The organism is Streptomyces sp. NPDC047022 (genome assembly GCF_040644155.1).
Taxonomy (GTDB): Bacteria; Actinomycetota; Actinomycetes; order Streptomycetales; family Streptomycetaceae; genus Streptomyces.
This window is the reverse complement of record NZ_JBEYVV010000032.1, coordinates 37,139-60,107: the sequence shown is the minus strand read 5'-3', so window position 1 is coordinate 60,107 and position 22,969 is coordinate 37,139. Positions and strand designations below refer to the sequence as shown.

The window sequence follows — 22,969 nt, the reverse complement described above, 5'->3', positions numbered from 1 at the left end:
CGAGCGGGGCCGGGCGCGGCGGGGTGACGCCCGGAGGTGACTACAAATCTGTAGACCGTCTACTGTAATGTAGACGATGGCCGGGTGGCCGGCGTTCCCCTGATCACCGGAACGGGTGAACGCGCCCGGATCCGACCGTGTATCGAAAGGCTCCGGTCAGGATCAGTCGGTCGCGAGCGAGATCTCCGTCGACTTGATCAGGGCGACGACCGGGGAGCCCGGGGCCAGCGCCAGGTCCTCCGCGGCGCTCCTCGTGATCACCGCCGTCAGCGCGCCACCCGCCACCGTGACCTTGACCGCCGCCATGGCCCCGCCGGTGGCGATCCCCTCGACGGTCCCGGGCAGCTGATTGCGGATGGAGACGCCCGTGAGCGCCTCGGTGGCGAGCGCCACTTCCGTGGACTTGACCAGTGCGTGCACCAAGGCGCCCGGTGACAGACCCAGTTCCTCGACGGCCTCCATGGTGACCGCCGCGGTCACGTCCTGTCCTCCGGCCAGGCGGACCTTGACGGCAGCCATCACCTCGCCCGTGTCGACGGCCGTCACCGTGCCGGGAATCCGGTTGCGGATGCTCAAGTTCATGGGTCGCCTCGTGGAACGTGGGGGAGGAGCAGCGTCCGCTCCTATGCTGACCCCACGGCGGCGGATTTCAGGTCCGCGACCGCACGGCGTGTCAGGCCGGATACGCGTGCGTCTGCGCCGCCTTGACCGTCGCCCAGACCATGGCGCCCGGCTGGAGGCCGAGTTCGGCCGCCGCGACCGTGGTCACGTCCGCCGCGAGGGGCAGGTCGCCGGTGAGGTCGGCGCGGATCTGGTCGCCGTGCGTCTCCAGGCCCGCGACCTCGCACCGCCACAGGTTGCGCGCGCTGGAACCCTTCGGCCGCTCCCTGTACAGCGTGACGGCGCCGGGCGGGAACGCCACGAAGACCGGCCCGGACAGGTCCTCCGTGGTCATGACGGAGGGACCGGCGTCGAGCCGGACGCCGTGCCCCTCGGCCGTTCCCCGGTACAGGTTGAGGCCCACGAGCCGCGCGATGTAGTCCGTGCGCGGACGCCGGGCGATCTCGGCGGGGCCGCCCTCCTGGACGACCCGGCCGTGCTCCACCACCACCAGCCGGTCGGCGAGGACCATCGCGTCCAGCGGGTCATGGGTGACGAGCACCGCCACCGCCTCGAAGTCGGCGAGATGGCGCCGCAGTCCCGCCCGCACCTCGAGCCGGGTGCGGGCGTCGAGCGCGGCGAGCGGCTCGTCCAGCAGCAGCAGTCGCGGACGGATCGCAAGAGCGCGGGCGAGTGCGACCCGCTGGGCCTGGCCGCCCGACAGCCGGCGGGGTCTGGCATCGGCGTGGTCGGTGAGGCCCATGCGCTCCAGCCAGGCGGCGGCGACCTCCCGCGCCCGCGACCTGGACGCGCCCCGGCAGCGCGGACCGAAGGCCACGTTGTCGAGCGCGCTCAGATGCGGGAAGAGCAGATAGTCCTGGAAGACGACGCCCACGGGGCGTGCCTCGGGCGGCGTGTGGTCCAGCGTGGCACCGTCGAGCCGCACATGACCGCCGCGGAGCGGGACGAGCCCGGCGAGCGCGCGCAGGGCGGTGGTCTTCCCGGCGCCGTTGGGACCGAGCAGCGCGATGACGTCTCCGGGTGCCGCCTTGAGCGCCACATCCAGACGGAACGAGCCCCGCTCGACGACGATGCGCGCGTCCAGGCCTTCGCCGCGCGCGTCGCCGGGTGCGCGCTCGGCCGTGGTGTCGTCGATGTCGGTCATCTCAGGCTCGTCCAGAGGGTCATCGGCCAGAATGTCATGCTGCCGTCATCCAGCGGTCCCGCAGACCCGCCAGCACCGCGACGGACACGGCCAGCAGGACCAGGCTCAGGGCCATCGCCGCCTCCGGGTCGTCTTGGAGGGCCAGATAGACGGCCAGCGGCATCGTCTGCGTACGGCCGGGGAAGTTGCCCGCGAAGGTGATCGTCGCCCCGAACTCGCCCAGGGCCCGCGCCCAGGCGAGCACGGCACCGGCCGCGACCCCCGGCGCTATCAGCGGCAGCGTGACCCGGCGGAACGCCGTGAAGCGTGAGGCGCCGAGGGTCGTGGCGGCCTCCTCGTAGCGCGGATCGGCGGCCCGCAGTGTGCCCTCGACGCTGATGACGAGGAACGGCATCGCCACGAACGCCTCGGCCACCACCACCCCGGCCGTCGTGAAGGGCAGCGTGATCCCGAACCAGGCGTCCAGCCAGTGCCCCACGACGCCGTTGCGCCCGAGCGCCAGCAGCAGGGCCACACCGCCGACCACCGGCGGCAGCACGAGCGGCAGCGTCACCAGGGCCCGTACGAGGCCCCGTCCCGGAAAGTCGGTGCGCGCCAGCAGCCAGGCCAGCGGCACGCCCACCACCAGGCTCACCCCGGTGGCGGCCGTCGCGCTCACCAGGGAGAGCTGCAGCGCCTCCCACACCTGTGTACTGGTCAGCTGATCGGGCAGGGTGCGCCACGGGGCCCGTACGAGCAGGGCGACGAGCGGCAGCAGCAGGAACGCCAGTCCGGCCAGCGCGGGCACCAGCAAGGGCAGCGGAACCCCCGGGCGTCGACGGACACGTCCGCGCCGCGGCCCGCCCGTGCGGGTGCCGGCCGCGGCCTCGGAGGTGTCGGTCCGTGTCACGGCTGGAGGAACCCGGCCCCGGTCAGGACCTGGCGGCCCTCGTCGGACTGCACCAGCGCGATGAACGCCTTGGCCGCCTCGGCGTTGGGAGCGTTCTTGAGCTGGACGATCGGGTAGTCGTTGACGGCCTTGGCCGACTCGGGGAACTCCACGCCCTCCACCTTGTCACCCGCCGCCTTCACATCGGTCTTGTAGACGACGGCGGCGTCCGCCTCCTTCAGCTCCACCTTGGTCAGGGCGCTCTTGACGTCCTGCTCGTACGAGACCGGCGTGAGCTTGAGACCGCTCGCGTCCAGAGCCTTCTGCGCGGCGGCACCGCACGGCACGGTCTTGGCGCACAGCACGACCTTCAGGCCGGACTTGGTGAGGTCCTTCAGCGAGGAGACCTTGTCCGGGTTGCCGGGCAGGGTGGCGATCTCCAGCTGGTTGCGCACGAACGTGGCGGGGGTGCCGACCGCGTCCTTCTTGCCCGTGACGATGGCCATCGTCTTGGGGCTCGCCGCGGCGAACACGTCGGCGGGGGCGCCGCCCGTGATGCTCGCGGCGAGGGTGTCGCTGCCGCCGAAGCTGAACGTGACCGTCGTGCCCGGGTGCTCCTTCTCGAACTGCTTGCCCAGGGCCGTGAAGCTCTCCTTGAGGGAGGCCGCGGCGAAGACGGTGACCGTGCCGGACAGCTTCGGCGACGAGCCGGACGGCGCGGCCGTCACCGAGCGGTCGGCGTCGGGCGAGGAACCCTTGTCGGACGACGAGGACGAGCAGGCGCTCAGGGCCAGCAGCAGGGCGGCCCCCGCACCGGTCACCTGGATCATCCGGCGGGTCCGGCGCGCGGAACGGGTCATCACGGGGTCCACTCCCTCGGTCGGGTCGGCAGGGATCCCGCGGACCCCTCCACTGCGACGATCATACTGACGCAGATGCAACCCGGAAGTCTCCTGTGCCATCGCATGAGCTGGGCGATCTCCCGATGGGGGCGGCATGTGCGTTTGTACGGTGCCGCCGTGCGGGTACCGGTCATCCGGGAGGTGGTGACCTGTGGGCCGATCCGTCACGGAACCGCTCGCCGACGCCGCGCCGCGGGCGGAACTCACGCTGAGCGGGGATCTCGCTCACCCCGCCCGGCTGTCCGTGTCCGACCTGGCGGCCTGGCCGCAGCACCGGGTGCGGGTCAGCTTCGAGTGCGCCACGAGCGGAGTGCGGCACCACCGGTTCGCGGGCCCCCTGCTGCACGATGTGCTCCGGACCGCGGGTCCCGTGTTCGATCCGGCACGGCGCAAGGACCGCCTGCGCTTCCTCATCGCCGTCACCGGCGCGGACGGACACCACGTCCTGCTGTCCTGGGCCGAGATCGACCCGGACTTCGGCCGTGCGCCCGTGCTGCTGGCCACCAGCATCGACGACACCCCGCTCGACGGCTGCGGACCCCAGCTCGTACTCCCGCAGGACCGCTGCGGGGCGAGATACGTCAGCGGCATCGGCACCATACGGGTGGACGGGCGGTACGGCCCATGGACGTGAGACGGACACGACCGGGGGCCGCACGCGAACGCCCGCACGCCGGGCCCGCGTTCACGTCCGGTCGATGTGCACGTTGGTCGACTTCACACGGGCGGTGGCCTCCATCCCGACCTCGAGGCCCAGCTCCTCAACGGCCTCCCGGGTCAGCAGGGACACCAGGCGGTGCGGACCGGCCTGGATCTCCACCTGGGCGGCCACGTCGCCGAGTTTCACGGCCGTGACGATGCCCGGGAACGCGTTGCGCACCGAGGTGTGCGAGGGGGCCTCCTCCTCGCCGTCGCCGCGCGCCAGCTCCACGGAGAACGCCGCCAGGTCCTTGCCGTCGATGACACGCCGGCCGTTCTCGTCCCGGCTGGTCGCCACCCGGCCCGCGTCCGCCCACCGCCGCGCGGTGTCCGGGCTCACTCCCAGAAGCCGGGCGGCCTGGCCGATTGTGTAGGACTGCATGGTCGTCACGATAGGCGTCCGTGCCACGCCGCTCGCACCGGCACCGGGGCGAATCCCGGGGCGATCGGCACACGCCGTACCGACGGAAACGGAAGTGACCGCACCGGTCGGCATGGCAGGATCGCTGGCCATGGGTGTGTCCTGGACGGTGCGAAGCGTGCGCGCGGCGGTGTTCGCCGTCGTGTGCGTGCTGCTCGCCGCCGGAGGGCACACCCTGGCCACCGGCTCGGCCCCCCCGTTGTGGGTGGACGCGGCCGCGTTCCTGCCCGTGTTCGCCGCAGGCGCGGCGCTCGCCGGGCGCGAGTGCGCGCTGCCCGGGATCGCCTTCACGATGCTCGTCGTGCAGGGCGGACTGCATCTCGCCTTCGACGCGGCCGGATCGGCATACGCGACGGGCACGGCGGGCATGGCGGGCATGGCGGGTATGGCCATGCGCATGCCGGGCATGCCTCCGGGCACGTATATGGCCGGCGACACACGTGCGATGACCTCGCATGCCCTCGGCGCTCACCTGATCGCCGCCCTCGCGGCCTCCTGGTGCCTGCGCCGAGGCGAGGCGGCCCTGTGGTCGCTGCTGCGCAAGGCCGCCGCCGTCGTCCCGGCTCTCACCGCCGGGTGGCGCGGATGGCGCACGGCGCCGCTGCCCTCGTACGCCAGACCGCCCCGGCCCCGCGCACACTGCCGCCGCTTCCTGCGGCAGACGCTGCTCCGCCACGCCCTGTACCGGCGCGGCCCGCCCCCGGGATCCCCGTACCCGACCTGACCCCCGACCCCTGACACGAGTACGGAGCATCCCCACCCATGACCTCGACGCGTACCACTCTGCGCCGCGCCGCAGCCGTGACCGCTCTCGCCGCCGCCGGCGTCCTCACCGCCGCGGGCGCGGCCTTCGCGCACGTCACCGTCCACCCCGGGAGCTACCCCAAGGGAGCCACGGACGGTGTGCTGACCTTCCGGGTCCCCAATGAGGAGGACACCGCGGCGACCACCAAGGTGCAGGTCTTCCTGCCCACCGACCACCCGGTCCTGGGAGTGCTGGTCACCCCGCAGGACGGCTGGACCGCGCAGGTGACCACCACCAAGCTCAAGACGCCCGTGAAGACGGACGACGGCACCATCACCGACGCGGTCTCCGAGATCACCTGGACCGGCGGGCGCATCCGGCACGGCCAGTACCAGGACTTCGACGTGGCCTTCGGGCAGCTGCCGGACGACACCGGCCAGTTGAGCTTCAAGACGCTGCAGACCTACTCCGACGGAAACGTCGTCCGCTGGATCGAGCAGCCCCAGAAGGCAGGGGACGAGCCCGAGAACCCCGCTCCCGTCCTCCAGCTGACCGCCAAGGGCACGGCGGAAGGCGGCGAGCCCGCGGCAGTGGCCCCCTCCTCCGCCCCCGCGGGCGACAAGGCGGGCACCACGACCGTGGAGTCCGCCTCCTCCGCCGACTCCACCGCCCGGGGCCTCGGCATCGCGGGCCTGGTCGTCGGCGTCCTGGGCCTGGCCGCGGCGGGCTTCGCCATCGCCCGGGGCCGCGCCCGCACGTCCGGCTCGGAGTGATCCGGCCCCGCCCCGCCGGTTGCGGCACCGGCGGGGCGGGAAGGCGGCAAACCGATGACGTGACGAGCGGTCACTTGGCGGGCGCCGGCCCGGGCTCCAGATGGATGTCCTGGCTGGACAGAGTCATCGGCGTGGCCGTGAAGGCCCGCAGCCGCATGCGGATGCCCTTCCTGGGCAGGACGAACCGGCCTCCCGGTGCCTCGATCCGGTACGTGGCCGTCGTATGACCGGCGACGGACGGGGGACCGCCGACCACGGTCCAGTAGCGGCTCATGCCCTGCCCGGTGGTCACCGTGAAGTGCGGTTCGAGCGGTGCGTCCCCGGTGTTGCTCACCTCGATCCTGAGCGTCCTGACCGTCAGGGACGTACGGGAGTCGGCGACCGCCCGCATGTGCAGCGGGGGCCTGCCGGTCACCGCGAGCGTCACGGCGATCAGCGAAGGCGCCACCAGTCCCGCGGCCAACGCCATACGGGCCACTCGTCTGCCGTGCAGCAGCCGGGGCTGCCAGGCGGTGGCGAACGCGGAGGGCGGCACGGTGACCGCGGCGGCCAGCCACAGCGGAGTCATCAGCAGGTAGTAGCCGTCCTGCGAGCGGGTCGCGAGAAAGAACGCGCACCACGGCAGAACGGTCGCGGCGGGCCCCAGCCGGCGTACGAACAGCACGAACACGGCGAGCAGGCCCGCCGCCAGAAGCATGCTCGCGTGCGAGTACCAGTCCAGGCGGTCGCTGCCGTCGGTGAAGTACAGGGAGATGCCCACGAGGCCCTGCCCGTGGATCACGGCGCCCTGAATGATCGGCAGCGCGATGCCCGACAGCCAGGTGGCCGGTTCGGTCACGATGTAGTAGGCGTTGATCAGCAGCCAGGTCCCGGCGGCCACGCCTACGATCCGCCCCACCGCGACCACGGCCCCGCGGGCCCCGAGGTCACCGCGCCGCACCGCATAGATCCCCGCGAGCAGGAACGGCATCAGGAACCAGGGCAACTGCTGGCTCGCGCAGGCCGCGCCCAGACACGCCGCCCGCACCCAGTCGGCCCTGCCACCCGTCCCCATGCGCGTCCAGCGCACCACCACCGGGACGAGGAAGGCCAGCGCGACGATCGCCGGATAGCCGAGCCGGGCGTAGTTCGGGATCATGCCGAAGCCCAGGCACACCATGGTGGCGGCCGAACGCCACTGCACCGGCAGCATCTTCCACATGACGACCGTGCCGACCGCCAGCGCGGTGGTGGTGACCAGGGTCTCCGGGAGCGCGCCGTGCCCGATCCACAGCAGCGGCGCGGTCAGCAGCATGGTCAGCGGCGGGTAGCCGTACGTGTAGTCGTAACCGCCGGTGACCGTGGGCGTGAAGGCGATACCGCCATGGAACAGCCAGGGCCACTCCTGCCCGTACACGGCGTGGCCGTGCAGCAGTTCACGGGCGGCCTGTGTGGTGAGGATCGACTCGTCACTGAAGCTGTGCGCCACGAAGACCGCGCAGAAGGCGAGCGTGACGGCCGTCACCAGGACGACCAGGTCGAGGCGCGCGAGCGAGCGGGCGCGCCGCACCACGAGGGTGAGGATGCCGGTGACCAGGATCGACGCGTAGCAGACGGAGATGAGCGCGGCGATCACCAGCCTGTGGCTGGCCGCCGTGGCCCACACCGAGCGCGTGCCGATGAACAGGCTGATGTCGGCGAGCAGCGTCAGGACGCGATGCCACTGCGCGGGGGGCTGCTCCGGCTCGTCACGTGTCGCCGGAGGGCGTGCCCACCGGATGCTTGTCGACGGCCTCAGTTCTGCCAAGTGCACGGCTCGGAACGTAAGTGCGCCCGATGAACGGCCGCCCTCCGGAGCTGAAGAGTCCGGTGTGAGACAAGTAAGAGGCAGTTGTGCGGACGTGCCCCGTGTGGTCGTACATGTTCTGTTCTAGTACACGTCACGCACATACCTCTTCTCCGTCGCCAGCTGTTTCACATACGAGGCTGCCTCCGGCTCGCTCAAACCCCCGTGGAGCGCGACGACGTCCCGCAGCGCCCGGTCCACGTCCTTGGCCATACGGGAGGCGTCCCCGCACACATAGAAGCAGGCGCCGTCCTGGAGCCAGTGCCACAGTTCGGGGCCGTGCTCGCGCATCCGGTCCTGGACGTAGACCTTGGCCCGCTGGTCGCGGGAGAAGGCGGTGTCGAGCCGGGTGAGGACGTCCTCCTGGCAAAGCTGTGCCAGCTCGTCCTCGTAGTAGAAGTCCGTGGCGCGGTGCTGCTCGCCGAAGAACAGCCAGTTCGGTGCCGTATGGCCGAGTGCGCGGCGCTCGTGCAGAAAGCCGAGGAACGGCGCGACGCCGGTGCCGGGTCCGACCATCACCATCGGGGTGGAGCCGTCCGCGGGCGGACGGAAGTGCGGAGAGCGCCGTACGGCGACGGGCACCGGGGTGTCCGGATCGGCGTAGGCGAGGAAGCCGCCGCAGACCCCCGACCTCGGCCGCCCCCGCAGGCCCTCGTACCGCACCACGGACACCGTCAGCGACACCCGGTCCGGGTCGGTGAGCGGACTCGACGAGATCGAGTACAGGCGCGGCCGCAGCCGTCTGAGCACCGCCGCCCATTCCCCGGCCGACGCCCGGACCTCGTACTCTGCCGCCACGTCCACGGCCTGCCGTCCGAAGCACCAGCGCGCCAGACCGTCCTTGTTGTCGGGCCGCAGCAACTGCCGCAGCTCCCGGTCGTCGCGAGTGCGCTCGGCGACGAAGCGCAGGAGATCCGGGGTGATCGCCGTGATGTCCAGATGCCGCAGCAGGGCCTCGGCGAAGGGGACCTCGCGGACCTTCGCCGTCTCCCCGCCGTCCCCGCCTGCCCCGGCTTCCGTGATCTCGACGGTGGCGGCGCGGTCGGTGCCCGTGGCCTCCAGCCACTCCTCCACCAGGGCGGGGGAGTTGACCGGCTGGACGGCGAGCGCGTCTCCGGTCTCATAGGTGAGTCCGGTGCCGCTGGTGTCGAAGGTGAAGCGGCGCACTTCCTTCCCCGCGCCGGGGCCGCTCAGCAGGTCGTTGCCGACGAGGCGGGCGGTGGCGGGGGCCGCCGGTTCACGCGTGTCCGGCGTGGGCGGAGTTCCGGATGCCGGTGCGGGCGAGCCGCCGAGCGCCGTCAGGACGCCCTCGAGCCAGGCACCCGCCGACGGCTCGTAGTCGGGTTCGCAGTCCGTGCGCGGCGCCAGGCGCACCCCGCCCAGTTCGTGCAGACGCGCGTCCAGACGGCGCCCGTGACCGCAGAAGTCGTCGTACGACGAGTCACCGAAGGCCAGTACGGCGTAGCGCACACCGTCGAGCCGTGGCGCCGACCCGCCGGAGAGCTCGCTCCAGAATCCGGAGCCGTTGTCCGGCGCGTCTCCGTCCCCGAACGTACTGGTGACGAACAGCAGGTCGGCGCCGTCCGGCAGCTTGCCCAAGTCCGCCTCGTCCATGCCGGTCAGCGTGGCGCGGTGCCCCGTCGCGCCGAGCCGCCGGGCGACGGTGCCCGCGTACTCCTCGGCGTTGCCCGTCTGCGAGGCCCACAGCACGAGGATCTCGCGGCCCGGCTGCTCCCGGGGCGCCCCGGCGACCCTGGAGTACATGCCGGCGAGGACGCCGTTGACCCACAGCGCGTGCTCGGGGCTGAACGGCGCGTCGGGCGGCAGTACGGGCACGCCGGGGGCGCCGGAGGCGAGGCCCGCGAGGAAGCCGGTCAGGTACTGCCGCTCCCGGGCGGACAGGACCGGCGGAGGGGCGGGGGCCAGGCCGAAGGGAGACGCGTCCGTGACGACCGGGACCGTGACAGCAGCCGTGGAGTCCGGGGTGACGTCCGCCGGCGCCGCCACCCTCGTCAGCGCCACCGCGCACACCTTGAACTCCGGCTGGAACGACACCGGGTCCACCGCGTCGCTGGTCACCGCGTTGACACTGAGGTATTCGCCGAACAGGTCGTTCCAGTGGAACGGCGCGAAACAGCTCCCCGGCCGCACCCGGTCCGTCACCACCGCGGGCAGCACGGCCCGCCCGCGCCGCGAGGCGACCTCCACCCGGTCGCCGTCCCCGACACCGAGTGCGGCGGCGTCCTCGGGATGCACCTCCACGAACGGCCCGGGAGCGAGCTTGTTCAGCTTGGCGACCTTCCCCGTCTTGGTCAGGGTGTGCCAGTGGTGCTGCACCCGCCCGGTGTTGAGCAGGAACGGGAAGTCGTCGTCGGGCAGTTCCGCGGGCGGGAGATGGGGCCGCGCATGGAACACGGCCCGGCCGCTCGGTGTGGGAAAGGACAGTCCGCCGTCCCTTTCTCCGTCTCCCTTCCCGTCCCCGTCGACGTACCGGACCGGGTTGCGTGCCGGGCCGTCCTCCCGTGCGGCAGGCCACTGCACGGGCCCGGACCGCAGCCGCTCGTAGGTGACACCCCGCAGGTCCCAGCCGGTCTTCGGGTTCCAAGCCCGCCTGAGCTCGTCGAAGACCTCCTCGGCGCTGTCGTACGAGAATCCCTCCGTGTACCCCATCTCCCGGGCGACGGCCGCGATCAGGCGCCAGTCCGCCGTCGCCCCGCCCGGCGGCTCCACCGCGGGCGCGGCCAGGGTGAGCCCCCGCTCGCTGTTGACAAGGACGCCCTCAGCCTCGGTCCACAGGGCGCCGGGCAGCACGACATCGGCGTAGGCGTTGGTCTCGGTCTCCGCGAAGACGTCCTGTGTGACGACGAACTCGGCGGCCTCCAGCCCTTCGATGACCGTCTTGCGGTTGGCCACCGACGCCACGGGGTTGGTGCACATGATCCAGCAGGCCTTGATCTCCCCGTCCGCCATCTTCCGGAACATCTCGACGGTTCCGCGCCCCACCCCGTCCGCACGGATCGTTCCGGGTGCCAGCCCCCACAGCTCCTCCGTGAACGAGCGCTCCTCGTCCACGAGCACGGAACGCTGCCCCGGAAGGCCGGGCCCCATGTAGCCCATTTCGCGCCCGCCCATGGCGTTGGGCTGGCCGGTGAGGGAGAGCGGCCCGCTGCCGCGGCGGCAGATGGCGCCGGTCGCCAGGTGCAGATTGACGAGCGCGTTGGTGTTCCAGGTGCCGTGCGTGGACTGGTTGAGCCCCATGGTCCAGCAGCTCGTCCACTCCTTCGCCTCGCCGATGAGCCGGGCCGCCTCCCGGATGTCCTCCTCGGCGAGTCCCGTGATCGCGGCGACGTCCGCCGGAGGGTAGTCGGCCAGGAAGGCGGGCATCGCCTCCCAGCCCTCGGTGTGCCGGGCGATGAAACCGGGGTCCGTGTGCCCGTTCTCATGGAGCAGGTGCAGCAGCCCGTTGAGCAGGGCGATATCGGTACCGGGGCGGATCTGCAGGAACAGGTCCGCCTTCGCCGCGGTCGCTGTGCGCCGTGGGTCCACGACGATCAGCCTGGCGCCCGCCTTGACCCGGTCCATCAGCCGCAGGAAGAGGATGGGATGGCAGTCGGCCATGTTGGAGCCGATGACCAGGAAGACGTCCGCCGCGTCCAGATCGTCGTACGACCCCGGAGGCCCGTCGGCCCCGAGCGACAGTTTGTAGCCCGCGCCCGCACTGGCCATGCACAGCCGTGAGTTCGACTCGATCTGATTCGTGCGCACGAATCCCTTGGCCAGCTTGTTCGCCAAGTACTGCGCTTCCAGCCCGAGTTGTCCCGAGACATAGAAGGCGACGGCGTCCGGGCCGTGCTGGTCGATGATCTGCCGCAGCCTGCGCGCGGTCTCGCGCACCGCCGCGTCGACGGGCGCCTGCCGCGGCTGTGCGCCGCGTTCGTCCCGGACGAGGGCCGTCGTCAGGCGCCCGGGTGCGGCCAGCATGTCGGCGGTCGTCGCGCCCTTGGTGCACAGCCTGCCACGGTTGGCGGGGTGCTCCTTGTCACCGGACGCCTTGAGCACCCGCCGACGCCCGTCCGGTCCGGCCGCGACGTCGAGCACCATCCCGCAGCCGACGCCGCAGTACGAGCAGACGGTCCGGATCCGCTGCGTTCCGTGGCTCGTGGTCATGCGGAAGACCGTACGAACGGGCCGTTTCACGGATGTCACGTGACGCGATCTTGAGGCGTTACACGCACTGCACACCGGGCACGCGGCGGGTGTGAGGCGGATGCGTGCCCCGAGCGAGGCGGGCACACGGCCGGAGTCGGACGATCGGTTCATCCCGTCGTCCGTGTCGCTGTTGGGCCGATCGGGTGACCATGCGTAAGAATTGGGCGGTGCAGAATTTGAGTGCGAGCCAGTGTGGGGAGGGCCGGTGAACAGCCACGATGTCACCGACGAACAGTGGGAAGGGCTCGCTCAGGTCGTTCCGTTGCGTGGCCGGGACGCCTGGCCGTCATCCGTCGGACACCGTTCGATCCCCGAGGCGCAGACCGAGGCGCGACGCCGCTTCGTGGTGCTGCGGGTCAATGTGTTCGCGGACGCCCGCGAGGTCGCCGAGACGCTGATGGCGGGGGTGCCCGTACTGCTCGACCTCACGGGCGCGGAGACCGAGGTCGCCAAGCGGGTGCTGGACTTCAGCACGGGTGTCGTCTTCGGCCTGTCCAGCGGTATGCACCGGGTCGACCGCAATGTGTTCCTGCTGACCCCGGCCGGCACCGAGGTACGGGGGCTGATGGAGGGCGCGGGAGTCACGGGTGTGTAGGGCCTCTCGTTCGGATCGGGCCGGGCTCGCGGGCTGATCCGGACGAAAGACGACCCCGTTGCCTGCGGTGGCACCAGCCATCCCGCCGTGCCCGCCCTCCCGGGGGCGGGCACGGTCTTTCGACCGCTTGTCGCCGCCGGGTGCGTCCCGTCGCCCGATCGTGGGAAGGCCGCGAGGGCAAAACGGTTCACCCCGGCACCGCGGGCCTACGGTCCCGGACATGACCGCCTTAACTACGTTGTCCCTACCGGGCCCGGCAGGCGTCACGGACTCGTGTCCGGCCCGGCCGCACATCACCGAACTGCGGCTCGCCGCGTTCGCCGGGCACCGGCGGGCCCTGTTCACACTGGGGCCGCTGACCCTCTTCACCGGGCCGAGCGGCTCGGGCAAGTCACAGGCGCTACGGGCGTACGAGGCGCTGTCGCGGCTCGGAGCCGGGGCGGAACTTCAGGAGGCCTTCCCGGACCCGGCGGCCTGCGCCCCCGAGCGGACACCCGCCGACCTTCAGGGGCGAAGAGGATTCCGGATCGGCTGCACGGCCGACGGTCCGCAGGGGCCCGTACGGCTCGACATCGCGATCCAGGCCGAACCCGAGCCGCGCATCGTGGGCGAGCGGTTGACGTCCGGCGGTGTCGTGCTGCTGGAGACGGCCCTTCGTGATCCGAGCCGCCGTTCGGTGCAGGCGGCCTGGCACACGGCGGGCTCCTCCCCGGTGACGAGGGGCCCCTTTCCGGACGACCGGCTGGGCACGCCCCTGCTGCCGCTGCGCGTCGCCGGCCGCACGGACGGGCAGCGCAGGGTGCTCGCCGCCGCCGAGCAGATGGCGCTCGCACTGCGCTCCGTCTTCCCCTGCGACCCGAGCCCGCGCTCGATGCGGACCCCCGTCCCTCCGGGCACGGGCCGTTTGCTGCCGGGCTGCGGAAACCTGGCCGAGGTGCTGCTGCGTACGCGTACGGAATGCGCCCGCAGGCACGCGCTGCTCACCGCGGCGGTCGGGGCCGGGTGCGCGGGGCGGGTCACCGATCTGCTGGTGGAGTCGGCCGGTGACGGAATGGTCCGCGCGCTGCTCGACCGGGGCGACGGAGTACGTACTCCGCTGGGGCTGCTCGGCGACGGTGAACTGCGGTATCTGGCGCTGGCTCTCGTGCTGCTGACAGGTCCCGGCGTCCTGGAGGTGGACGTGGTGGCGGAGGTGCCCGCGGCGCTGCAGACGCTCACGGTGGTGGCGGACGGCTTCGACCGCGGTATGGACCGGCGGCAGGCGCGGGAACTGCTGACGCTGGCGGCCGCGATGTGCGAGCGCGGCCACATCAGGCTCGTCGGTGCGGTGAGTGAGGAGTCCGGGGTGGCGGAGGTGGACGGGGTGACGGTGGTAGACCTGGGTCCGTGACAGAGGAACCCGGTAAACGTGAGGACCTGGCCCTGGCGCGGTTGCAGCGGCGGCTCGCGGAGTTCGCCGCGGCGCGCGCGTGGCAGCCGTTTCACACGCCGAAGAACCTGGTGGCCGCCCTGAGCGTGGAGGCGTCCGAACTGGTCGAGATCTTCCAGTGGCTGACACCGGAGGAGTCGGCGCGGGTGATGGACGACCCCGGTACGGCGCACCGGGTGACCGACGAGATCGCGGACGTGCTCGCGTATCTGCTGCAGCTGTGCGAGGTGCTCGGCGTCGACGCGCTCGCGGCGCTGGACGCGAAGATCGACCGCAACGAGGAGAGGTTCCCGGCGCCGGAAGGGGGGTCCCCGCCTCCTGGGGTGCCCTGATGCCCTGATGCCCTGATGCCCTGACACCCCTAGACGACGCCGATTATCACTCTCCGGAGTTGGAGAGTTGTCCCACCCCCGCATGTTGTCCACAGATTTCGGGCTACCTCTGGCTTTTCGTCCCTCATGCCTTCACTCTGGGTAGTGAACAACCGAGTTCGGGCAGACGTGCGGCAGCGCGTCGGGACAGAGCGGGGGCAGCCCATGGAAGCGGTGCGGCTCATCGTGACAAGCAGACGTGCCCTTGAGGAGAGCGAGGACGGACCGAGGGTCATGACGGAGGCGTGGCAGGCGTACGCCCTGGCGCAGGCGATCGGCAGCCGGCTGGCGGTGTCGGGCCCGCCCGAACTGCGCGGCGAGGCACTGGGGTTGACGGAGCTCGCGGGCCGGGGCTGCGGCGTCCTGGACACACCTTCCATAGACGTGGCGGACCTGCGCGCGGCCCAGCTCACGGACCTGGGCGATGCGCACAGGGCCCTCATCGATCTCGGCACGCTCCTCGTGGAACTGGGCATGGTGCTGGTCGCGGTCGCGAGCGCGGCGGACGACGAGGGCACGTACTGGCAGTGCATGGAAGCCATTGACGCGGCGGACGAGTCCGGGGACCGGGTCAGGGAGATGCTGCGAAGGCTGGCGGCGAGAGAAGGCGAGGTGCGGGAGCGCTACAAGGCGGCGGGCTGAGGCGCCCCGCTGTGCGGTGGGCGGGCGCCCACGCCGGAGGCCCGAATGCGGGGCGAGGGGTGCCGAGCGTGCAGGATGGGAGGTATGGATCTTCGCATCTTCACCGATGTCAGAGCTTGTTCATACACTCTTCCTCATGAGCCATTCGAGGAACGGCAAGCAGGCGAAGCCCGATGACGGAGACGCGGCGATCTACTGCCGGATCTCCCAAGCAGGCGACGAGGACCAGACAGGGGTGGACCGCCAGGAGCGGATCTGCCGGGAGACGGCGGAACGCCTCGGCGTGCACGTTGCTGACGTATTCGTGGACAACAACCGTTCGGCATGGCGCCGGAATCGCAAGCGTCCGGGGTGGGATGAGTTGCTGGAGACGATGGCGACGGGGAAATGCCGGCACGTTATCGTGTATCACCCGGACCGCTTAATGCGGCAGCCGAAGGACCTGGAACAGTTGCTCGCGGTTGCCGACGACCAGCACATTATGCTGCACGGGCAAGCCAACCGTAGGGATCTTTCCGACCCGGACGATCGATTCATTCTGCGCATCGAGGTCGCGCACGCTTGCCGTTCTTCGGACGATACGTCCCGCCGGATAGCCTCCGCATTGGAGGAAAAGGCTCGTGCGGGTGACCCGCATATGAGCAGGCGCCCTTATGGCTACACGTCGGACCGGCGCACAATCGTGGAAGAAGAAGCGGAGATCATCCGCGAGATTTTTCGCCGCTATCTGGACGGTGAATCGCCGGAAGCCCTGGCAAGGGATCTGCATGAGCGAGGGGTCACAACAGCCCAAGGGAAAACCTGGCAGGCCACCAACATCCGCAACCTTCTTTCGCAGCCTTTCCTGGCGGGCGTACAGGTCCACCGAGGTGAGCACGTCGGAACGGGGAACTGGCCGGCGATCATTGACCTTGGGCAATGGCAGGAAGTACAAGAAGTGCGTTCCTATCGAGCCGCTCAGCACACGGAGGGGAAGCGTCCTCAGCGTTACTACCTGCTCCGTGGGGTGGTCACCTGCACATGTGGGCAGCGCATGGCCGGGAGCAAGACCAAGTACAAGGCGAACTATCGTTGTACGCGAATGGCTTTCAACGGTGAGGGGAAGTGTCAGCGAGTGATCGCCGCTGACCCCCTTGAGGCGGCGGTTAAGGACGTCGCACTTGAAGTCCTGGAAAAGCTGGATGTCAACGGGCACCAGGCTGCCACCACTTCCCGGCCGCAAGCTGATGTCAAGGCTGACGAGGACGACGCCCGGCAGCTTCAGGAACTGAACGAGATGTGGCTTGCCAAGGAGATCCCGACCCCTGAATACCGGAAGATGCGCCGGGCAATCGAAGACCGGATGAAAGAGCGTCAGCGCCGGACCGTGCAACGACCCGTGGCCTTGCTGGAGGGAATCGCGGGACCTGACGCCCGTAAAGCGTGGGCAGAGCTTGAGATGAAAGAGAACTACGCACGCATGAACGCCATTTACCGCTTTCTGTTCTCGGCGGTAATAATACATCCGGCAAGGAAAATGGGGAGAGGGCTCGACCTAGACCGAATCGAGATCGAGCCCGCCCCCTTGTGGGACTAGCGTTCCGTTCTGGGACCGCGGAGCCGGGCAAGGCGCTCTGCGCTCTTCGGCCCCAAGCGGGTTGGGAATTTGACCGCCTGTCTCTTTACCCACCGGGCCCGCTCTTCCTCACGAGGATTCATAGGAGTTCGCCCCCGCACCGGTCCATTTCTTCTCGAACGATCTCGCGAAGAATGGCTATGTCACAGGCGATTCCAGCGGCGATGAGTGCTGCGCCGGGGGTGTGGCCGGAGCCGATGTAGCGCCATTGCCGTTCGGTGACCGCGTCGGGGATGTCGTCGTGGCCCATGTGGTGGGCGCGTTCGGCGCGGAGTGCTGCGTACGTCGTCGAGTAGGCACGGGACTTGGTCAGGATGTGGCCCCGGTAGCCGAGCGTATGAGCCCATGTGCGCAGGTGCAGCGGCTCGAACTCAAGGAGGCCGCCGAGGCGCCAGCAGGTACGCAGGAGTGTGCGGACATGTTCGCTGGCGGACGCTCTGTCGATGTCATCCCAGGCCGTGAGTCTGTAGTCGAGGCCGGCGCCCGTCTCGCTCGCACCTTTCGTGACGTACTTGGCCACGTACGCAGCGACGGCGTCATCGTCGGGTCCGTCGCCATTGGCGTGCAGGGGCCGGGCATCGACCTGGGCACCCCAGCGTAGGCTGAGTTCACCCACGGCCAGGCTGTACGGCGTGCGGACCAGGACCCGCCCGGCGGATGCGTGCACTGCGTCGATGAGCCGGTCTGTGGTGCCCCAAGCGGGAGGTTCGTCGTCGGGTCCGTTCGGGCCATCGAGGCGGACTACGGCGTGCACATGGACGGCCGCCCGCTTTTGATACTCGGCGATGCGGGCGAAAGATAGCCGAGCGTGCGCCGCGAACCGGGATTGCACGAGGCCCACCGAGAAGGCCAGGCGCCGCCGAATGTCGATAACGAACCGGTCCCACAGCTTGGACGCGTGCGCGTGCCACAGCACGTGGCCGGTGTAGTCGTAGCAGTCGGCGCACAGCGGTTGGCCGACGATCGGGGCATCCGGCGCGTGCACGGAGCCGCAGCCAAGCGGCCGACCATGCTCACACCGGCCGCCGTTGCGACGCGGTCGGCACAGCTCTCCGGCACGGTGGACTGGCCCGAAGGACGGAGCGGTCAGGGTGACGAAGAGCCGGGGGCGATGGCGGACCGTCGGCGGGACGTCCTTGCCACCCAGGAGGCCCGCGCGGATGAGCTGGTAGGTGTCTCCGGCGTGGAGGCGGGAGCAGGCCGGGCAGACGGTTGCGCGGCGGTTGCGGCAGCGGACGAGGAGGCGTTCGCCGGGTTCGGTGCGGGTGTCGTACCGGTGAAGGATCTCGCCGGTTGCGCCATCCAGGGTGGTGGTGGAGCCGGTGAGGTGGACGGGGTGGGCGCAGCCGCCGGTGGCGGTGATCTGCTCCAGCAGGCGGGGAAAGGCGGGGTCTTGGGCGAGGCGGATGGCGTCGCGGTCTGCTTCGGGGAGCTGGCGCAGGCGCGCCGCGCGGTTGAGGGCGGCGCGCCTGTCGGACGGGGTGTACTCGGTGTACGGGGTGATGGTGGTGACCTTCCGGGGTGGGCCGCCGAAGCGGCACGGATGGTGGTGGGTGGTGCGCCGTTGGCCATGTGGATCACTCCCTGGTGGGGTTGGTGGGGTGGGGGTTCAGCGGATGGTTCCGGTCCCTCGGCAGACGCGGCAGCGCCGCAGTCGTCCGGTCCAGGTCCGGCGGGCTCCGTCGCCCTTGCAGTGGGGGCACCTCACGCGAGGCATCGGCATGACGTGGTGTCCTTCCTGGTCAGAAGTGGTTGAAGCCGGTGAGGAACCAGGTGACGAAGCCGTTGATCGCGAGGCTGGCGGGTGTCTCGCCCAGGTACATGCCGAACAGGGCGATACAGACGGCTTCCCAGGCGCGCACGTCGCGGGAGCGGACGAGGAGGAAGGTGATGATGCCGAAGAGCACGACGAGCGAGACAGCTGTACCTGAACTGATCACTTGACGTCTCCTTCCAGCGCCGCCAGAGCACGGTCGATGACGGGCAGTGGCGGGGTCAGGGCGGCGTGCTTGCGGGCCGTGGCGACGGCTTCATCTGTGGGGGTGAGGTGGGAGCGGGCGCGGCTCCATCCACCGTCCGGGCCGGTGCAGACGGCCACGCCGCGTTCCTGGGCAGTGATCGACTGGGCGACGGCCACGGCGTCCTTGTTCATGTCGCCGAGCGTCATTTCGGCTGTGGCGGGGTCGTTGACCCGGTGGCAGATCCGGCCGCCGAGTTGCGCCCGCAGGGCGGTGACGCCGGGCCCGAGATCGGAGCCGACCCGCTGGCCGGCCACCACCAGATGGATACCGAGCGCCGCCCCGAGTTGCGCCAGGCGGAGCAGGAGCGTGGAACACTGCTCAGCTTCCGCCTTGCTCTCACGGGTGCCATCGGACAGGTAGAGCTCCGCGATTTCGTCCACGATCACGACGACGGGATCCGGGCGGAGCTTGTCGGGCAGTTCCCAGATCGAACGGACACCGGCCGACCGACAGGCGTCCATGCGGTCCTGCATGTCGACCACGAGCGCGGAGAGCACGGCGACCGCTTCCCTGCGGCAGGTCGCCAGCGCGCTCAGCCGATCGGCGAACAGGCCCAATTCCATGCCGCCCTTGCAGTCGATGCCAACCAGGGCGACGGGTTGCTGTGCGAGTTGGGTGATCAGCCGGGCAAGCAAGGTGGACTTGCCGGAGCGGGTGGCCCCGACGATCAGCCAGTGCGGCACGAGCCGCAGGTTCATCACCCAGGCGCCGCCGCTCTCCAGCACCCCGATCAGCGCCGACAACAACTCGGCGGGGGCCGAGGCTAAGCCGGGCCGCTCCAGCGGATCCGTGGCCGTCGCGGTCAGCAGCATGAGTCCGCGCTTGGGAGAGGTGACGCGGACGGCGTGGACTTTCCACGCGTGTACCAGCGCATCCGCTGCCTTCATGTACGTCGCCGGGGTCTGGCCCGCGTGCAGCCGCACCGTGACGGTCAAGCCCATACGGGTCGCCCTGGGTAGCGAGGTCCGCGGGGCCACCGGCCGTAGCGGGTCGCCCTTGACGACCAGGTCGCCGAGCAGCCCGCGCGGCGGGCGACGGGAGATGGCAAGGTCGTTAAGGATGGCCACCTTGCGCCAGGTCATCATGACCCGGAAGGCGGTTGCCGGGTAGCCGATCAGGTACCAGTGCCAGGCCGGGCGGTGCCTGCGCACCAGGTCCCCGATCACGAGCATCCAGGCCAGTACGGCCAGGCTGAGCGCGAGCAGGATCGCGTGCATCACGCGTCACCGCCCTTGGCGCGTGCCGAGTTCGGGGTGCCGCCGTGCACGGGCGTGATCGCGTCGGCGCGGAAGCTGACGCCGTGGCGGTCGCCCATCGACCACGTGAACGCCATCAGGCCGGTGACCTTGACGATCTGGCCTTCCTCGATGCCCGTGGGCTGTCCGCTCACGGCGATCTCGATGACGGAGATCCGCCGGCCGTCCTGCCGCACGGTGACGGCCACGGTCCATACCGGGTTGCCGTCCCGGTCCCTCTTCACCTCCTGCGTCTCGAAGTTGGTGATCTTCGCTTCGGGTGCGATGGCGCACGCAGTACGCCCAGCCGCGTCGTGTCCACGGGAATGGACTGCATTGCTTTGGCCTCCTTGGCCGGTCACGACGCCAGAGACATTCTGACGTCACTTGTCCTTACGAGTTACGACTATGGAGCTCTGTACGGAACGAGTGCAAGTACTTATGCTGACGAGTGATGTCGCGCGTGCGACGTGACTACGACCCGAACCCGGAGATGCCGAGATGTCGGAGATCCAGCGCCCCGGCGCCCTCTACCAGCAGGTAGCCGCAGCGCTCCGAGAAGCGATCCTGTCCGGCGAGTTCGCCCCCGACAGCCTGCTGCCATCGGAAGCCCGGCTCATGACCCGATACGGCGTCTCGCGACCGACCGTCCGCAACGCCATCGCGGCCCTGCGCGCCGAAGGGCTCATCGACGTCCGCCACGGCAAAGGCAGCTTCGTGCGCTCCAGCGGACAGCCCGTCCTCACCATCGAACGCCGCATCACCCGCACTACTAAGGGCGAATTCGAGATGCCCAACGGCGACGCCTGGCAGGAGCCGGAGGAGCCGAGCACCTACCGCACCCGCACCACCAAGGACACCGGCCGACTCCTCAAGCTCGCCGAGGAAGAAGCCCTGTTCGGCTGCGACCGGCTGCTCACCAACCCGAGCACCGGGACACGCGCCATGCACCGCACGCTGATCCCGTTCGAAGTCGCCGAAGCCCTCCCGCTCCTCAGCAAGGAACCGAGCACGCCCCCGGCAGCGATCTACCAGGCACTCGCCCAGGCCGGACACAGCCTGTCGTGGACCGAGACGGTACGCGCGCACATGCCCCTGCCCGACGAGCGCACCACACTTCAGCTCCCGGACGCGACCCCGGTCCTGCACGTCACCCGCACCGCGCACGGCAGCGACGGCCGCCCCCTGCTCCTCGAAGAACTCCGCGTCGGCGCGGACCGTGCCGAACTCGCCTACCGGATCACCGCCGACAAGCAGCCCGCGCGACGCTCCCGCGCCTGAGCAGCAATAGGCATCGGTCGAAACAGTCTTCACTTCCTCAAGGGCGCGCCTGCGGCGCGCCGGGACGCCCGGCCGCCCCGGCCGGGCGTGCGGCGTGACCGCCGGTCCCGTCCGGACGCCCGGCACCCCCGCCCGCAGCACGAAAGGAGTCGAGGCGTCGACCAACCATCGGCGCCAAATGTCGAGCCGTACCGGCCGCAACGATCAAGAACACGGAAGCGTGGTTGCTGCCGGTGGGTGGCTGAGCGAGACACACGCGTGCCACCTCGTTCGCCACACGGCATCGTCGTGGCTGACTGTCTGTGGCCGAGGCATCAAGCAGGGGAGTCGCCGACCTCACGCAGACTTCACCAGCAGAAGCACCTCTCACGCTGCACCGCCGTCACTGTCTGCGCGTGCCTCCAAGAGCTCAGCGAGCCGCTCCACGACGGCCGGCCAGCCCGTCAGCCGCACCACCCCGCGCCCGTCCTCGTTCGTGGTCGCGACGGCCCGCACAGCGGACAGCTCCAAGCCCGCGTCCAGAAGTGCGCGGTTCAGCCGGTCGGCAGCCTCACGCGCCTCACGCCAACCGGAGATGTAGTCCACCCCGGACACCCAGAGACCGGAGTCCGCCCCCGGCAGATCGAGACCATCGTTCAGCCAGCCCTCACCCGAGCCAGTCACCTTGCCCACCTCTGCCCTGATCTAGGTAACGGATCATCAACTTCCTTGGACCAGGGCCAAAACGCAGCACGGCGGCCCCGGTACCATCAGGCACCGGGAACCGCCGTGTTCCCAGCCGGGCCACCCTTCGCTTTCCAGGGCTGACGGGGTGGCCCGGCCTATATGGGGATGTGAAGCGCGGACTCCCGCTCGGGAGGGGAGCCCCCGGGCCGTCCGAGAGACCGCGCCCCTTCGGCCGGACTGGTCAGGCTCCGGCCAGTGACCGGGCCGCCGCCCCGCTCCCGATCGCGAGGGAACAGAGCACGGGTGGCGACCCGGCGCCTATCAGGCCGACGACTCGAACCAGTCGGCCCAGACGCGATCAAGGTCAAACCGGCACCACACTGACTTGCCAGCACCCTTGAGCCCCGGGGACCACCACACCGCATCAGCTAGGCGCTGAACGATCATCAGCCCCCGTCCTCGAGCCGGTACGAGCGCTTCAACGAAGTCGCCAGCCAGATCCGGCGAGAGAAGCTCACCCGCCGGGAGGTCGGGAGGATTCGAGTCCTCGTCGAAAACACCGATCCCCAGCAACCCCGGCCAGTTGATCAGCCAGACGTCGATGCGCCTCTTCGCGCCGGGCATCGATAGGTATTCATCCGGAACGGCGTGGTGGACGACGTTGCCAGCCAGTTCCGATACGACGAGCTTCGCGTCATCGACCACGTACGCCAGGCTCCAGGTCTTGAGGTAGGAGCCGACTATGTCCCGCGCGGCCTTCACGCAGTCCGGGTCCTCTGCGTAGACCGTCAACGCCCGGAAGTGGCCGCCAGAGGGGTCATGCCACGAGCGGTGCGGAGCGCCCACCGTCGGGGCGTTCGCTGTGTGTTTGCTCTGCCGCGCTTCCACCGCGTTCCCTCCCGTGCAC

At 70.3% G+C, this 22,969-nt stretch carries 21 protein-coding genes and 1 pseudogene; 9 read left to right on the top strand and 13 right to left on the bottom strand.

What is annotated here, in order from left to right; genetic code table 11:
- Positions 1-162 precede the first annotated feature (162 nt).
- From ABZ845_RS26140 to modA, 4 genes are all read right to left on the bottom strand, one after another.
- A complete protein-coding gene (locus ABZ845_RS26140; RefSeq protein ID WP_360983796.1) occupies positions 163-582 on the bottom strand; it encodes a TOBE domain-containing protein in 420 nt (139 codons plus the stop codon).
- 91 nt (positions 583-673) lie between these two features.
- Positions 674-1,765 (bottom strand): ABC transporter ATP-binding protein, encoded by a 1,092-nt coding sequence (locus ABZ845_RS26135; RefSeq protein WP_360983793.1) that lies wholly within the window; start codon positions 1,763-1,765, stop codon positions 674-676.
- Positions 1,766-1,799: 34 nt separating this feature from the next.
- Positions 1,800-2,654, bottom strand: coding sequence for a molybdate ABC transporter permease subunit (gene modB, locus ABZ845_RS26130; RefSeq protein WP_360983790.1), 855 nt, complete (start codon positions 2,652-2,654; stop codon positions 1,800-1,802).
- Positions 2,651-3,493, bottom strand: a complete 843-nt coding sequence (gene modA, locus ABZ845_RS26125; RefSeq protein ID WP_360983787.1) for a molybdate ABC transporter substrate-binding protein — start codon at positions 3,491-3,493, stop codon at positions 2,651-2,653. The genes modB and modA overlap by 4 nt, the downstream gene beginning before the upstream one ends.
- 193 nt (positions 3,494-3,686) lie before the next feature.
- Here modA and ABZ845_RS26120 point away from each other — a divergent pair, with 193 nt between their 5' ends.
- On the top strand, positions 3,687-4,169 hold the full coding sequence (locus ABZ845_RS26120; protein WP_360983784.1) for a molybdopterin-dependent oxidoreductase: 483 nt from the start codon (positions 3,687-3,689) through the stop codon (positions 4,167-4,169).
- 51 nt (positions 4,170-4,220) lie between these two features.
- Here the strand turns inward: ABZ845_RS26120 and ABZ845_RS26115 are convergent, their stop codons facing one another.
- The gene (locus ABZ845_RS26115; protein WP_360983781.1) at positions 4,221-4,616 is read right to left on the bottom strand and encodes a helix-turn-helix transcriptional regulator; all 396 of its coding nucleotides are present in this window, start codon (positions 4,614-4,616) and stop codon (positions 4,221-4,223) included.
- Between the two features lie 94 nt (positions 4,617-4,710).
- Between ABZ845_RS26115 and ABZ845_RS26110 the strand changes: the two genes are divergently transcribed.
- The gene (locus tag ABZ845_RS26110) at positions 4,711-5,379 is read left to right on the top strand and encodes a hypothetical protein (protein ID WP_360983778.1); all 669 of its coding nucleotides are present in this window, start codon (positions 4,711-4,713) and stop codon (positions 5,377-5,379) included.
- Positions 5,380-5,417: 38 nt separating this feature from the next.
- Complete coding sequence (locus tag ABZ845_RS26105) at positions 5,418-6,173, top strand: YcnI family protein (RefSeq protein ID WP_360983775.1); 756 nt, start codon at positions 5,418-5,420, stop codon at positions 6,171-6,173.
- A 70-nt stretch (positions 6,174-6,243) separates the two neighbouring features.
- Here ABZ845_RS26105 and ABZ845_RS26100 read toward each other — a convergent pair whose 3' ends face one another.
- Positions 6,244-7,932 (bottom strand): hypothetical protein, encoded by a 1,689-nt coding sequence (locus ABZ845_RS26100; RefSeq protein ID WP_360983869.1) that lies wholly within the window; start codon positions 7,930-7,932, stop codon positions 6,244-6,246.
- A gap of 150 nt (positions 7,933-8,082) precedes the next feature.
- On the bottom strand, positions 8,083-12,165 hold the full coding sequence (locus ABZ845_RS26095) for a bifunctional nitrate reductase/sulfite reductase flavoprotein subunit alpha (protein ID WP_360983772.1): 4,083 nt from the start codon (positions 12,163-12,165) through the stop codon (positions 8,083-8,085).
- Positions 12,166-12,412: 247 nt separating this feature from the next.
- Here ABZ845_RS26095 and ABZ845_RS26090 point away from each other — a divergent pair, with 247 nt between their 5' ends.
- From ABZ845_RS26090 to ABZ845_RS26070, 5 genes are all read left to right on the top strand, one after another.
- Positions 12,413-12,802 (top strand): cell division protein SepF, encoded by a 390-nt coding sequence (locus tag ABZ845_RS26090; protein ID WP_360983769.1) that lies wholly within the window; start codon positions 12,413-12,415, stop codon positions 12,800-12,802.
- 220 nt (positions 12,803-13,022) lie between these two features.
- Positions 13,023-14,192 (top strand): ATP-binding protein, encoded by a 1,170-nt coding sequence (locus ABZ845_RS26085; protein WP_360983766.1) that lies wholly within the window; start codon positions 13,023-13,025, stop codon positions 14,190-14,192.
- On the top strand, positions 14,189-14,563 hold the full coding sequence (locus ABZ845_RS26080; protein ID WP_360983764.1) for a nucleotide pyrophosphohydrolase: 375 nt from the start codon (positions 14,189-14,191) through the stop codon (positions 14,561-14,563). The genes ABZ845_RS26085 and ABZ845_RS26080 overlap by 4 nt, the downstream gene beginning before the upstream one ends.
- A gap of 204 nt (positions 14,564-14,767) precedes the next feature.
- The gene (locus tag ABZ845_RS26075) at positions 14,768-15,244 is read left to right on the top strand and encodes a DUF6099 family protein (protein WP_360983761.1); all 477 of its coding nucleotides are present in this window, start codon (positions 14,768-14,770) and stop codon (positions 15,242-15,244) included.
- A gap of 136 nt (positions 15,245-15,380) precedes the next feature.
- On the top strand, positions 15,381-16,820 hold the full coding sequence (locus ABZ845_RS26070; protein ID WP_360983758.1) for a recombinase family protein: 1,440 nt from the start codon (positions 15,381-15,383) through the stop codon (positions 16,818-16,820).
- 118 nt (positions 16,821-16,938) lie between these two features.
- On the opposite strand, the gene ABZ845_RS26065 is transcribed toward ABZ845_RS26070, so the two are convergent.
- From ABZ845_RS26065 to ABZ845_RS26050, 4 genes and pseudogenes are all read right to left on the bottom strand, one after another.
- On the bottom strand, positions 16,939-18,231 hold the full coding sequence (locus tag ABZ845_RS26065) for a replication initiator (protein ID WP_360983866.1): 1,293 nt from the start codon (positions 18,229-18,231) through the stop codon (positions 16,939-16,941).
- Positions 18,232-18,601: 370 nt separating this feature from the next.
- A complete protein-coding gene (locus ABZ845_RS26060) occupies positions 18,602-18,799 on the bottom strand; it encodes a hypothetical protein (protein ID WP_360983755.1) in 198 nt (65 codons plus the stop codon).
- Complete coding sequence (locus ABZ845_RS26055) at positions 18,796-20,097, bottom strand: FtsK/SpoIIIE domain-containing protein (RefSeq protein WP_360983863.1); 1,302 nt, start codon at positions 20,095-20,097, stop codon at positions 18,796-18,798. The genes ABZ845_RS26060 and ABZ845_RS26055 overlap by 4 nt, the downstream gene beginning before the upstream one ends.
- A pseudogene (locus ABZ845_RS26050) lies at positions 20,097-20,452 on the bottom strand (hypothetical protein). The gene ABZ845_RS26055 and the pseudogene ABZ845_RS26050 overlap by 1 nt, the downstream one beginning before the upstream one ends.
- Before the next feature lie 164 nt (positions 20,453-20,616).
- On the opposite strand from ABZ845_RS26050, the gene ABZ845_RS26045 reads away from it, so the two are divergent.
- Positions 20,617-21,396 carry a GntR family transcriptional regulator gene (locus ABZ845_RS26045; RefSeq protein WP_360983752.1) on the top strand — a complete coding sequence of 260 codons (780 nt, stop codon included), beginning with the start codon at positions 20,617-20,619 and terminating at the stop codon, positions 21,394-21,396.
- Between the two features lie 366 nt (positions 21,397-21,762).
- On the opposite strand, the gene ABZ845_RS26040 is transcribed toward ABZ845_RS26045, so the two are convergent.
- Both ABZ845_RS26040 and ABZ845_RS26035 read right to left on the bottom strand, forming a co-directional pair.
- On the bottom strand, positions 21,763-22,059 hold the full coding sequence (locus ABZ845_RS26040) for a hypothetical protein (RefSeq protein WP_360983749.1): 297 nt from the start codon (positions 22,057-22,059) through the stop codon (positions 21,763-21,765).
- A 324-nt stretch (positions 22,060-22,383) separates the two neighbouring features.
- Positions 22,384-22,950: an ATP-binding protein gene (locus ABZ845_RS26035; protein WP_360983746.1), complete on the bottom strand. Its 567-nt coding sequence runs from the start codon at positions 22,948-22,950 to the stop codon at positions 22,384-22,386.
- Positions 22,951-22,969: the final 19 nt, after the last annotated feature.